An 11,149-nucleotide genomic window follows, 5' to 3' on the forward strand; every position below is an offset into this window, starting at 1 on the left:
CCTGTTGTGACCACGAAGAACCCGGTCATCCTGCATGCCAGTTGCGTTGCGCTGGACGGGCGCGCGGTACTGATCATGGGGCCGTCGGGATCGGGCAAGTCTGCCCTGGCGCTGGACCTGATGTCGCGCGGCGCTGCATTGGTCGCGGATGACCGCACGCAGTTGTGGCTGCATGACGGGCAGTTATTCGCCCGTGCCCCAGAAACCATCCGCGGAATGATCGAGGCGCGCGGCGTGGGGCTGCTTTTTGCGCAGCCTGTCGCGTCGGCCCCGGTCGTGCTGGCCGTCGATATGGCCCGCGTGGAAACACACCGCCTGCCGCCGTTGCGCGATGTAACGCTGCTTGGGCAGCCGGTGACACTGCTTCACAAAGTGGATATGGGCCATTTCCCAGCCGCAATTTTGCAATATCTAAAGGGCGGGAGACTTACATGAGCGTTTCGCCACCCCCGGCGCGCCCTGGCGCGATTGGCCACAGGATGGTTCTGGTGACCGGCCCTTCAGGTGCGGGGCGTTCAACTGCGCTCGCTTCGCTGGAAGATCAGGGGTTCGAAGCAATCGACAATCTGCCGCTGTCGTTGATCCCCCGTCTGCTGGAGGGGCCGCCGCCCGCCGCGCCGCTGGCGCTGGGCGTCGATACACGTAATCGCGATTTCAGCACCCGCGCTTTGCAGGAATTGGTGACAGATCTGCGGGCTGATCCACGGGTGCAGTCAGAGCTTCTGTATCTTGATTGCGCGGCCGAGGTATTGCTGCGGCGCTTTTCAGAAACCCGGCGACGCCATCCCATGGCCCCGGCCGAAAGCCCCGTTGAAGGTGTAAGTCGCGAACTGGACCTGCTGGCCCCGATCCGCAACATGGCCGATCTGCTGATCGACACCTCCGAATTGACGCCGCATGAACTGCGTGGCGAACTGGCGCATTGGTTCGGTCAGCAGGGTGGGGTGCGGCTGGCGGTTTCGGTGCATTCGTTTTCGTACAAACGCGGGCTGCCCAGCGGCGTGGATATGGTCTTCGACTGCCGGTTTTTGCGAAATCCCTATTGGGAACCGTCGCTGCGCGCGCTGAACGGCGAGTCTGCACCCGTGGCAGACTATGTTCAGGCCGATCCGCGTTATCAGCCATTCTTTGACAAAGTGCTGGATCTGATCGAACTGTTGCTTCCTGCCTATCAGGAAGAGGGCAAATCGCATTTCTCGATTGCGTTCGGGTGCACGGGCGGGCAACACCGTTCTGTCACAGTGGTCGAAAATCTTTGCGGTGCGCTTGCGAAGAACGGGTGGCGGGTGTCTAAAAGGCACAGGGAAATTGAACGGCGGGCCAGATCGGGGACCGCCAGCATGACGGGGAACACCGCGTGATCGGTATTGTGATCGTTGCGCATGGCGGATTGGCGAAGGAATACCTTGCCGCGATTGAACATGTCGTGGGCAAACAGGACGGTATCCGTGCAATCGCCATCGAACCTGACCATGACCGCAGCGCCAAGCAGGAAGAAATCCGCGCCGCTGCCGATGCGGTTGACGATGGCACCGGTGTTGTGGTCGTGACCGATATGTTCGGCGGGTCGCCGTCCAATCTGTCATTGCGGGCCTGTGACAAAAGTGACCGCAAGATACTGTATGGCGCCAATCTGCCAATGCTGATCAAGCTTGCAAAAAGCCGCCGCATGAATGTGGGCGACGCCGTGACCTGCGCCCTGATGGCCGGACGAAAGTATATCGACAGTTTCGACGTGCAGGCGGGATAAGACAGCGAATGGTGCTGCGCAGGCTTGATATCGTGAACGAAAAAGGTCTGCATGCCCGGGCGTCTGCGAAATTCGTTGAAACGGTCGAAAATTTCGAGGCCCGCGCCGAAGTGCGCAAGGATGGGCTGAGCGCGTCGGGGGACTCCATCATGGGGCTTTTGATGTTGGCTGCATCCAAGGGGACCTCTATCGAGGTGGAAACCACCGGCCCACAGGCCGAACCGCTTATGGACGCGCTGAGCCGGCTGGTCGCTGAACGCTTCGGCGAACCGTTCTGAAGCCTTGATCAAGCGGAGGCTTCGCAACCTTGGTCGGTAGCCATCAGCACAAGGGTTTGTCCCAAACGCCGCCCATGCCGGGTGACAAATCGCTTGTCGAACAGCCTTATGACAAGCGGCGGCTGTCCTATGCCAATACATTCACGAATCCCTGGAAGGCCAACACGATCCGCGTGATGGAATGGATGACGGGCAAGCTGACATTGCTGCGCCTGATTCGCCGGTTCGAAGCACTGGGCGCCCCGCATGGGCAGGCGTTCTGGAAGCAGGCGCTGGATGTAATGGGGATCGCGCTGACGACCCCCCCCGAGCAGATCGCCCATATTCCGCCAACCGGCCCGCTGGTGATCGTGGCGAACCATCCTCACGGGCTGGTGGATGGCATGGTGCTGGCCGAACTGATCGGGCGTGTGCGCACCGATTACAAGATCCTGACGCGGTCGCTGCTGACGGGTGTTCAGGAAATCGACGAGTTCATGATCCCTGTCCCCTTTCTGCATGAAGAGGACGCGCTGCAACAGAACCTGGAAATGCGGCGCAAGGCGATGGATCATTTGCGTCGGGGTGGGGTCATTGCGGTGTTTCCGTCGGGCGTGGTCGCCACTTCGAAAACCATGTTCGGAAAGGCGCAAGAGGCCGAGTGGAACCCATTCACGGCAAAGATGATCCAGCGGTCAGGCGCGCGGGTGGTGCCGATCTGCTTTCCAGGCCAGAATTCGCGGGCCTATCAGATCGCGGCGCGCCTGTCGCCCACCCTGCGGCAGGGGTTGTTGCTGTATGAGGTCGTCCACGCATTGAACCGGCCGCAGGCGCCGGTCATCGGCCCGGTGATAGAGCGTGACGAGATTGAACGGATGGCCACACGCCCGCGCGAATTCGTGGCCTGGCTGCGCGCGCACACCCTGGGCCTGAAGGGCTGACAGGCGGCAAGCGCGGGATCGAGTATTTTCACCAAGGTGATGCAGGGGTGTTTCCCGGGATGAAACCGCGCTGCGCGGCTAGCGGGTCGGCACAGGTGTCTCGCCGCGATAGTCATAAAAGCCGCGCTTGGTCTTGCGGCCCAGCCAGCCGGCCTCGACATATTTTGTCAGCAGCGGGCAGGGGCGGTATTTGGTATCCGCCAGCCCGTCATGCAGCACGTTCATGATCGCCAGGCAGGTATCCAGGCCGATAAAATCGGCCAGTTGCAGCGGCCCCATCGGATGGTTGGCGCCCAGTTTCATGGATTCGTCGATCGACTGGACCGAGCCTACGCCCTCATACAGGGTATAGACCGCCTCGTTGATCATCGGCATCAGGATGCGGTTGACAATGAAGCCGGGGAAATCTTCGGCGCTGGCGGCGGTCTTGCCCAGGTTCTCGACGACTTTCAGGCATGTGTCATAGGTTGCATCGTCGGTGGCAATGCCGCGGATCAGTTCGACCAGTTGCATCACCGGCACCGGGTTCATGAAGTGAAAGCCCATGAATTTTTCGGGACGGTCGGTGCGGCTGGCCAGGCGGGTGATCGAGATCGACGAGGTGTTCGATGTCAGGATCGTATCGCGGCCCAGATGGGCGCGCAGGTCTTCGAAGATCGCCATCTTGACGGTTTCACGTTCGGTCGCCGCCTCGATGATCAGATCGGACGGGCCCAGATCGGACAGTGTCAGCGTTGTGTGCAGCCGGGCCATGGCCGCCGCTTTGTCGGCAGCCGCCATCCGGTCACGACTGACCTGCCGTTCAAGCAGCGCGTCGATCTGCGCCACGGCCTTGTCTAGGCTGTCCTGAGAGATGTCATTCAGCAGAACCTCATAGCCTGCGGTCATCATGACCTGCGCGATACCGCTTCCCATCTGGCCTGCGCCGATCACCCCAACCGTTTTGATGTCCATCGGAATATCCCTGCTTTGTGTCGCCCGGACCATAGGCCCGGCGCCGCCCTCGGTGCAAGAGCCAAGCCGGAGGCCGCATTGCTTCAAATGCTTTGGTTAGGGGTCTGTAAAGGCTCTTGCGGCACTCTTGCCCCGGGTGAGTATGAAAATGGGTGGTGAAAATGGACGAAACACCGGTTGACCGGGGCCTGAATTATTTACCGTGCCGTTATGGCCGGTCGCGGCTGATCTTCAGGGGACCAAAGCAATATCCCGATGGCGATTGCTGCGTCATTCTGGGCGGATCCGAGACCTTTGGCAAATTTGTCGAACAGCCGTTTCCGGCGCTGACAGGGCAGGCGGCAGGGGTAAGGGTTGTCAATCTGGGATGCATGAACGCCGGAGCGGATGTGTTCGCGAACGATCCGGCGATACTCGAGATATGCGCGGGCGCCCGTTTGACGGTGGTGCAGGTCATGGGCGCGCATAATGGATCGAACAGGTTCTACAGCGTGCATCCGCGGCGCAATGACAGGTTCCTGCGGGCCTCGGGCTTGCTGAAGGCCCTGTTTCCAGAGGTCGATTTTACCGAATTTCATTTTACGCGCCATATGCTGCGAACGTTGAACGAGATATCGCCGCCGAAAATGGCCATGGTGGTGCGGGAATTGCAGGAAGCCTGGGTCGCACGCATGCGGACCCTGGCGGGCCATGTCGGCCCCGATGCGATATTGCTGGCGCTGGGCGGGCATCAAGCGGCCGCTGCCTATGCCTGGCATGGCCTGGGACCCGAGCCCCTGTTCGTCGACCGCGCGATGATCAACGAGGTCGCGCCGCTATTTGCCGAAACGCTTACCATCGAGATCAGCGAAGCTGCGGCGGCGCGGGGCATGTCCGGCATGGTTTTTGGCCCCGGGGAACAGGCCGCGGCGCAGGAAATGCCAAATGTCGCCGCACATTCCGAAATAGCTGCCGCCCTGGCCCCAGTGGTGCGACGCATGATGGGGCGCCAGGAATGAAAACGGCCCGCCAAAGGGCGGGCCGGTCGTGATTGCCTGCGATCCGAACCCAGTCGGGTTCGGGTGTCAGATCACAATTTGTCGGTCAGTTCCGGAACAGCCTGGAACAGGTCAGCCACCAGACCGTAATCGGCAACCTGGAAGATCGGGGCCTCTTCGTCCTTGTTGATGGCGACGATGATCTTGCTGTCCTTCATACCGGCAAGGTGCTGGATGGCACCCGAGATACCCACGGCGATATACAGTGCAGGTGCCACGACCTTGCCGGTCTGACCGACCTGCCAGTCGTTGGGCGCAAAGCCGGAATCGACCGCAGCGCGCGAGGCGCCGACAGCGGCCCCCAGCTTGTCGGCCAACTTTTCGATGATCGCAAAGTTTTCTTCCGATCCCAAACCGCGTCCGCCGGACACGACAACGCCGGCGCTGGTCAGTTCGGGGCGGTCGCTGGCGGCAACCTTGTCTTCGATCCATTCGGACAGGCCGGGGTTTTCAGCCGCGCCGATGGTCTCGACACTGGCCGATCCGCCTTCGCCAGCCGCGTCAAAGGTCGAGGTGCGGATGGTCAGCACCTTCTTGGGATCGTTGGTTTTCACCGTCTGGATCGCGTTGCCCGCATAAATGGGGCGTTCGAACGTGCTGCCATCGACGACGCCGGACACATCCGACAAGACCATGACATCCAGCAGGGCCGCGACGCGCGGCAGGATGTTCTTGGCGTTGGATGTGGCAGGGGCCAGAATATGTTCGAAATCGCCCGCAAGGCTGACGATCAGCGCGGCCACGGGTTCGGCCAACGCGTTGCCATAGGCCGCGTCATCGGCGCACAGAACCTTGGTGACACCGTCCAGTTTCGCAGCGGCAGCCGCCGCATCGCCACAGCCGGCCCCGGCGCACAGAACCGTCACCGGGCCCAGTTGCTTTGCAGCGGTCAGCGCCTTTGCGGTTGCATCGACGGCCAGTTCGCCGCCATTGACTTCGGCAAGAAGAAGAACAGCCATCAGATTGCCCCCACAGCTTTGAGTTTCGCCACCAGCTCGTCGACCGAGCCAACCATTTCACCGGCCTTGCGTGCCGCAGGCTCCGTGGTTTTCACGACCTGCAGGCGCGGGCTGACATCAACGCCGTAATCGGCGGGCGTCTTTTCATCCAGCGGCTTTTTCTTGGCCTTCATGATATTGGGCAGGCTGGCATAGCGCGGCTCGTTCAAACGCAGGTCGGCGGTGATGATCGCCGGCATCTTGACCTTGATCGTTTGCAGGCCGCCGTCAACCTCGCGGGTGATGGTGGCAAAGTCTGCCTCGACCTTCAGTTCCGATGCAAAGGTGCCCTGCGACCAGCCCAGCAGGGCGGCCAGCATCTGCCCGGTTGCGTTCATGTCGTTGTCGATTGCCTGTTTGCCGGCCAGAACCAGTTGCGGCTGCTCTTCGTCAACCACAGCTTTCAACAGCTTGGCGACGGCCAGCGGTTCGATATCGGTATGCACGTCATCGGCGGCCACGATCAGGATCGCGCGATCGGCGCCCATGGCCAACGCGGTGCGCAGGGTTTCCTGCGCCTGTTTCACGCCGATCGACACGGCCACGATTTCTGTGACGACGCCGGCCTCTTTCAGGCGAATTGCCTCTTCCACGGCAATCTCGTCAAAGGGGTTCATCGACATTTTCACATTGGCGAGATCGACACCGCTGCCATCAGCCTTGACGCGGGCTTTGACGTTATAGTCGATCACCCGTTTTACGGGCACAAGAACCTTCATTCGCGTGGTCTCCTTTGGTCTGTGTCACTTGTTTGGGGTGTTTGTTACCTGTTGATCGGCCCCGACAACAGAGTAAATTTAAGCCATTCGTGCGCGAATTGTCGCACATTGTGCGATTTTTGCAACTTGCTTGTTATCGAGTGGCCCCCGGCACCCAAAGCACATCATCCTTGCCGCCATTATTGGCAATCCTGGCGGCGACAAAAAACCAATCCGACAGACGGTTGAGGTATTTGATTGCCGCCGGATTCACCTGTTCCACAGTGGCCAGTTCAACACAAAGCCGCTCGGCCCTGCGTGACACGGTGCGGCACAGGTGCAGATGCGCCGCCAGCGCCGATCCACCCGGCAGGATGAAAGACCGCAGCGGTGTCAGCGCCGCGTTCATCGCGTCGATTTCGGCCTCCAGCCGGTCAACCTGCGTTGCGATCATGCGCAGCGGCGGGTATTCGGCGGTGGCGTCCTGATCCATGTCGGGGCGACACAGATCAGCGCCCAGATCGAACAGATCGTTCTGGATCATCGCCAATTGGCCGTCCATCGCACCCGTTGCGTGCAGGCGCGCCAGCCCGACTGTGGCGTTTGCCTCATCCGTGGTGCCATAGGCGGCGACGCGGGGGCTGTATTTGGGCACGCGCGCGCCATTGCCCAGCGCGGTTTCGCCCTGATCGCCGGTGCGGGTGTAAATCTTGTTCAGAACGACCATGCTCAGCGTCCTCGCAGATAGACGAATAACAGGATCAACCCGATCGCCACCGCCTGTCCGGCAATGCGATAGCGCATGATCCGGTTGGCGTGCTTGCGGTTGAACTCGCCGCCCTTGGCAAAACCCCCGATGCCCAACATCAAGATGCCAGCCACGGCAAGGCAGGCGATGGCGACAACGATGAAAAGCGGATCTTTCAGCATGGCGGAATCCTTCCTGTGCAGGGAAATAGCGGTAAGCGCGACAAAAGCGAACCGCTTTTTGCGGCAGGACCCATGTCAGCCTTTCGATGTGATCCAATCAAGCAGGCGCGTCGGCAGCACCCGGCGCAGGATGTCGGCGCCATAGGTGGGGGTGGTCACGAAATAGCGGGCGCGGGGCCGGGGGGATTCCAGCGCGCGGATCAGTTTTTGGGTGACGGCAGAGCCGGGCAGTTCAAATGCGTCTCGCCCGCGATCCTTGTAAAGCCGTTTCAACAGCGTGGTTTCATATTGCGCCGCGCGGGGCGAGGCGCGCCAGTCGATGAAGCGTTCGAAATAGGGGATGGACTTGATCCGCAGATCGGACGTGATGGGGCCGGGTTCGAGCAGGATGATCTTGATCGGCGTGTCGGCCATTTCCAGCCGCAGGGTATCGGTCAGACCTTCCATCGCGAATTTGGTGGCGGTATAGGCGCCGCGCCATTTCGCGGCCACCATCCCCAGCACCGATGAACAATTGACGATCCGCCCATGCCCTTGCGCCCGCATTATCGGGATGACGCGGCGGGTCAGGTCGTGGACGCCGAAAAGATTGACCTCGAAGATCGCGCGCAGCCCGTCGCGCGGCAGGTCTTCGACGGCACCCGGCAGGGCGAAGGCACCGTTATTGTAAAGCGCGTCCAGCGTGCCGCCTGTGCGGGTCAGGGCCTCGTCCAGTGCGGCGATGATGCTGTCTTCGTCGGCGTAATCCAGCACGAAGCTTTCCAGCCCCTCGTCGCGCAGGCGGGCACAGTCCACTTCCTTGCGACAGGTGGCAAAGACGCGCCAGCCTGCGCGTTTCAGCCCATGCGCCGCGTCATAGCCGATGCCCGAAGAGCACCCCGTGATAAGAATGGATCTTGCCATAATCCGCACACCTCTGAACCGGTCAGCGCGACGCTAGAAGAACGCCAGGCCCATCGCAATCACAAGTGCGCGGAATTTTGAAAGCCCGCGCTTGTCGCCGCAGTGGCAGGCGGGTATCACCACCCCTATGAATGATGTCACCGACACACCCCAAATCGGCCCTTCCGACCTGATCGAACCGCTGCGCCGCGCGATCGGTGAGCGGTATTTAAGTTATGCCTTGTCCACGATCATGGACCGCGCACTGCCCGACGCCCGCGACGGGTTGAAGCCGGTGCATCGGCGCATTCTTTATGCGATGCGCGAATTGCGCCTGACCAGCACCGGGGGCTTTCGCAAATCGGCCAAGATCAGCGGCGATGTGATGGGCAACTATCACCCGCATGGCGATGTGGCGATCTATGAAGCAATGGCGCGGCTGGCGCAGGATTTCAACGTGCGTTACCCGCTGGTCGACGGGCAGGGCAATTTCGGCAATATCGACGGCGATAACCCCGCCGCATCCCGTTACACCGAGGCCCGCCTGACCGCCGCGGCCGAGGCGCTGATGGAAGGGCTGGCCGAAAACGTGGTCGATTTCCGCCCCAACTATGACGGCACGCTGGAAGAACCGGTGGTGATGCCCGCCGCCTTTCCGAACCTTCTGGCGAATGGATCAACCGGCATCGCGGTCGGCATGGCCACCAACATCCCGCCGCATAATCTGGACGAGCTGGTCAGCGCCTGCCTGCATCTGATCAAGACCCCGAATGCGCGCGACGAAACCCTGATCGACCATATCCCCGGCCCCGATTTTCCAACGGGCGGCGTGATCGTCGAGCCGCGCGAGAATATCCTTGCGGCCTATCGCACCGGGCGCGGATCGTTCCGGCTGCGCGCGAAATGGCAGATCGAGGATCTGGGCCGCGGCCAATGGCAGATCGTGGTCACCGAGATCCCCTATCAGGTGCAGAAATCCAAGCTGATCGAAAAGATCGCCGAGATCATCCAGTTGAAGAAGATCCCGATCCTGGCCGATGTGCGCGACGAAAGCGCCGATGACATCCGGCTGGTGCTGGAGCCGCGTTCGCGCACGGTGGACCCCGAAATGCTGATGGGGATGCTTTATCGCAATTGCGATCTGGAAACCCGGTTCAGCCTGAACATGAACGTGCTGATCGACGGGCGCACGCCCAAGGTATGCAGCCTGAAAGAGGTGTTGCGCGCTTTCCTCGATCACCGCCGCGAGGTTCTGATCCGCCGCAGCCGGCACCGGATGGACAAGATCGACCACCGGCTTGAGGTTCTGGAAGGCTTCATCATCGCCTTTCTCAACCTTGACCGGGTGATCGACATCATCCGATATGACGAAGACCCCAAGGCCGCGCTGATGCGCGAAGACTGGGGTCGGGCGCAGGTCCGCGCCACGTCTGAAAAGGATTATGTCTCGCCCGCGCCGGGTGATGGCGAGTTGTCCGAGGTTCAGGCCGAAGCGATCCTGAACATGCGGCTGCGCAGCTTGCGCAAGCTGGAAGAGATCGAACTGACCCGCGAACGCGACGCGCTGATGGCGGAACGTGCCGTGCTGGAAGACCTGCTGGAAAACGAACATGTCCAGTGGGATCATATCGCCGGGCAGTTGAAAGAGGTGCGCACCCAGTTCGGCAAGAAAACCCCGCTGGGCGCGCGCCGCAGCCAGTTCGCCGAGGCAGGCACCGTCGAAGAGGTGCCGCTGGAAGCGATGATCGAACGCGAGCCGATCACGGTTGTCTGTTCGAAGATGGGCTGGATCCGGGCGATGAAAGGCCATTCCGATCCGAAGACAGATCTGAAATTCAAGGATGGCGACGAAGGCCGCTTCCTGATCCATGCCGAAACCACCGACAAGCTGCTGCTGTTGGGCAGCAACGGGCGGTTCTATACCCTGCCCGCCAGCCAGTTGCCCGGCGGGCGCGGCATGGGCGAACCGGTCCGCCTGATGGTCGATCTGCCGAACGAGGCGGGCATCGTCGATCTGTTCATCCATCGGCCGGGCACCCGCCTGCTGGTGGCATCGAACGCGGGCGACGGGTTCATCGTGCCGTCCGATGACGTGCTGGCCCAGACCCGCACCGGCAAGCAGGTGCTGAACGTGCGCGACGCAACCGTCGCGCTGGTCTGCCGCCCGGTAACGGGCGATCACGTCGCCTGTGTCGGGGAAAACCGCAAGGTTCTGGTCTTTGCGCTGGACGAATTGCCCGAAATGACCCGGGGCAAGGGCGTGCGGCTGCAAAAATACAAGGATGGCGGCTTGTCGGATGCGACGACCCTGGTGCTGGCCGACGGGCTGACGTGGAAAGACCCGGCCGGGCGCACCCGCACCGAACCGGACCTGACCGAATGGCTGGGCAAACGGGCCAGCGCGGGCCGCATGGCGCCGCGCGGCTTTCCGCAATCGAACCGTTTCACCTGATCCGATCCGGCCTCATTCGGCGTCATGCCGAACTCGTGCTTGATTTCCCGCGCTTGTGCCAATAATTAGCGCGCGATGTTGACTCGGGCCTGATCCGGCCCCCCAGAGATGAGGCGCCACAGACATGGCTAAGGCAAAGTTTGAACGGAACAAACCGCATGTGAACATCGGGACCATTGGTCACGTTGATCACGGCAAGACGACGCTGACGGCGGCGATTACGAAGTATTTCGGTGATTTCAAGGCGTAT

The 11,149-nt window shown here is 61.4% G+C and carries 14 protein-coding genes; 8 read left to right on the forward strand and 6 right to left on the reverse strand.

Annotated elements, in window-relative coordinates:
• The first annotated feature begins 6 nt into the window (after positions 1 to 6).
• From ACTCHC_RS03500 to ACTCHC_RS03520, 5 genes are all read left to right on the forward strand, one after another.
• Positions 7 to 435, forward strand: a complete 429-nt coding sequence (locus tag ACTCHC_RS03500) for an HPr kinase/phosphorylase (protein WP_463021069.1) — start codon at positions 7 to 9, stop codon at positions 433 to 435.
• A complete protein-coding gene (gene rapZ, locus ACTCHC_RS03505; RefSeq protein ID WP_463021070.1) occupies positions 432 to 1,361 on the forward strand; it encodes an RNase adapter RapZ in 930 nt (309 codons plus the stop codon). Before ACTCHC_RS03500 ends, rapZ begins: the two co-directional genes overlap by 4 nt.
• On the forward strand, positions 1,358 to 1,750 hold the full coding sequence (locus ACTCHC_RS03510; RefSeq protein WP_463021071.1) for a PTS sugar transporter subunit IIA: 393 nt from the start codon (positions 1,358 to 1,360) through the stop codon (positions 1,748 to 1,750). Before rapZ ends, ACTCHC_RS03510 begins: the two co-directional genes overlap by 4 nt.
• 8 nt (positions 1,751 to 1,758) lie before the next feature.
• On the forward strand, positions 1,759 to 2,028 hold the full coding sequence (locus tag ACTCHC_RS03515; protein WP_463021072.1) for an HPr family phosphocarrier protein: 270 nt from the start codon (positions 1,759 to 1,761) through the stop codon (positions 2,026 to 2,028).
• A gap of 74 nt (positions 2,029 to 2,102) precedes the next feature.
• Positions 2,103 to 2,948: a lysophospholipid acyltransferase family protein gene (locus ACTCHC_RS03520; protein WP_463021073.1), complete on the forward strand. Its 846-nt coding sequence runs from the start codon at positions 2,103 to 2,105 to the stop codon at positions 2,946 to 2,948.
• 78 nt (positions 2,949 to 3,026) lie between these two features.
• On the opposite strand, the gene ACTCHC_RS03525 is transcribed toward ACTCHC_RS03520, so the two are convergent.
• The gene (locus ACTCHC_RS03525; protein WP_463021074.1) at positions 3,027 to 3,902 is read right to left on the reverse strand and encodes a 3-hydroxybutyryl-CoA dehydrogenase; all 876 of its coding nucleotides are present in this window, start codon (positions 3,900 to 3,902) and stop codon (positions 3,027 to 3,029) included.
• A gap of 161 nt (positions 3,903 to 4,063) precedes the next feature.
• Here ACTCHC_RS03525 and ACTCHC_RS03530 point away from each other — a divergent pair, with 161 nt between their 5' ends.
• Complete coding sequence (locus tag ACTCHC_RS03530; RefSeq protein WP_463021075.1) at positions 4,064 to 4,900, forward strand: DUF6473 family protein; 837 nt, start codon at positions 4,064 to 4,066, stop codon at positions 4,898 to 4,900.
• Positions 4,901 to 4,971: 71 nt separating this feature from the next.
• Here the strand turns inward: ACTCHC_RS03530 and ACTCHC_RS03535 are convergent, their stop codons facing one another.
• From ACTCHC_RS03535 to ACTCHC_RS03555, 5 genes are all read right to left on the reverse strand, one after another.
• On the reverse strand, positions 4,972 to 5,898 hold the full coding sequence (locus tag ACTCHC_RS03535) for an electron transfer flavoprotein subunit alpha/FixB family protein (protein WP_463021076.1): 927 nt from the start codon (positions 5,896 to 5,898) through the stop codon (positions 4,972 to 4,974).
• On the reverse strand, positions 5,898 to 6,656 hold the full coding sequence (locus tag ACTCHC_RS03540; RefSeq protein ID WP_463021077.1) for an electron transfer flavoprotein subunit beta/FixA family protein: 759 nt from the start codon (positions 6,654 to 6,656) through the stop codon (positions 5,898 to 5,900). Before ACTCHC_RS03540 ends, ACTCHC_RS03535 begins: the two co-directional genes overlap by 1 nt.
• A gap of 133 nt (positions 6,657 to 6,789) precedes the next feature.
• Entirely contained in the window at positions 6,790 to 7,362 is a 573-nt protein-coding gene (locus ACTCHC_RS03545; protein WP_463021078.1) for a cob(I)yrinic acid a,c-diamide adenosyltransferase, read from the reverse strand.
• A gap of 2 nt (positions 7,363 to 7,364) precedes the next feature.
• Positions 7,365 to 7,565 (reverse strand): twin transmembrane helix small protein, encoded by a 201-nt coding sequence (locus ACTCHC_RS03550; RefSeq protein ID WP_463021079.1) that lies wholly within the window; start codon positions 7,563 to 7,565, stop codon positions 7,365 to 7,367.
• Positions 7,566 to 7,640: 75 nt separating this feature from the next.
• Positions 7,641 to 8,468, reverse strand: coding sequence for an SDR family NAD(P)-dependent oxidoreductase (locus tag ACTCHC_RS03555; protein ID WP_463021080.1), 828 nt, complete (start codon positions 8,466 to 8,468; stop codon positions 7,641 to 7,643).
• Between the two features lie 127 nt (positions 8,469 to 8,595).
• Between ACTCHC_RS03555 and ACTCHC_RS03560 the strand changes: the two genes are divergently transcribed.
• The gene (locus ACTCHC_RS03560) at positions 8,596 to 10,899 is read left to right on the forward strand and encodes a DNA topoisomerase IV subunit A (protein ID WP_463021081.1); all 2,304 of its coding nucleotides are present in this window, start codon (positions 8,596 to 8,598) and stop codon (positions 10,897 to 10,899) included.
• A gap of 124 nt (positions 10,900 to 11,023) precedes the next feature.
• A partial coding sequence (locus ACTCHC_RS03565; RefSeq protein ID WP_245813843.1) for a GTP-binding protein occupies positions 11,024 to 11,149 on the forward strand: 126 nt, incomplete at its 3' end.

This window comes from Actibacterium sp. (assembly GCF_055134745.1).

Excerpts from the sequence above, each read along its gene's own strand:
- ACTCHC_RS03540 (WP_463021077.1), bottom strand. The coding sequence starts at position 6,656 with ATGAAGGTTCTTGTGCCCGTAAAACGGGTGATCGACTATAACGTCAAA.
- ACTCHC_RS03545 (WP_463021078.1), bottom strand. The coding sequence starts at position 7,362 with ATGGTCGTTCTGAACAAGATTTACACCCGCACCGGCGATCAGGGCGAA.
- ACTCHC_RS03550 (WP_463021079.1), bottom strand. The coding sequence starts at position 7,565 with ATGCTGAAAGATCCGCTTTTCATCGTTGTCGCCATCGCCTGCCTTGCC.
- ACTCHC_RS03530 (WP_463021075.1), top strand. The coding sequence starts at position 4,064 with ATGGACGAAACACCGGTTGACCGGGGCCTGAATTATTTACCGTGCCGT.
- ACTCHC_RS03535 (WP_463021076.1), bottom strand. The coding sequence starts at position 5,898 with ATGGCTGTTCTTCTTCTTGCCGAAGTCAATGGCGGCGAACTGGCCGTC.
- ACTCHC_RS03560 (WP_463021081.1), top strand. The coding sequence starts at position 8,596 with ATGAATGATGTCACCGACACACCCCAAATCGGCCCTTCCGACCTGATC.
- ACTCHC_RS03525 (WP_463021074.1), bottom strand. The coding sequence starts at position 3,902 with ATGGACATCAAAACGGTTGGGGTGATCGGCGCAGGCCAGATGGGAAGC.
- ACTCHC_RS03555 (WP_463021080.1), bottom strand. The coding sequence starts at position 8,468 with ATGGCAAGATCCATTCTTATCACGGGGTGCTCTTCGGGCATCGGCTAT.
- rapZ (WP_463021070.1), top strand. The coding sequence starts at position 432 with ATGAGCGTTTCGCCACCCCCGGCGCGCCCTGGCGCGATTGGCCACAGG.
- ACTCHC_RS03520 (WP_463021073.1), top strand. The coding sequence starts at position 2,103 with ATGCCGGGTGACAAATCGCTTGTCGAACAGCCTTATGACAAGCGGCGG.
- ACTCHC_RS03515 (WP_463021072.1), top strand. The coding sequence starts at position 1,759 with ATGGTGCTGCGCAGGCTTGATATCGTGAACGAAAAAGGTCTGCATGCC.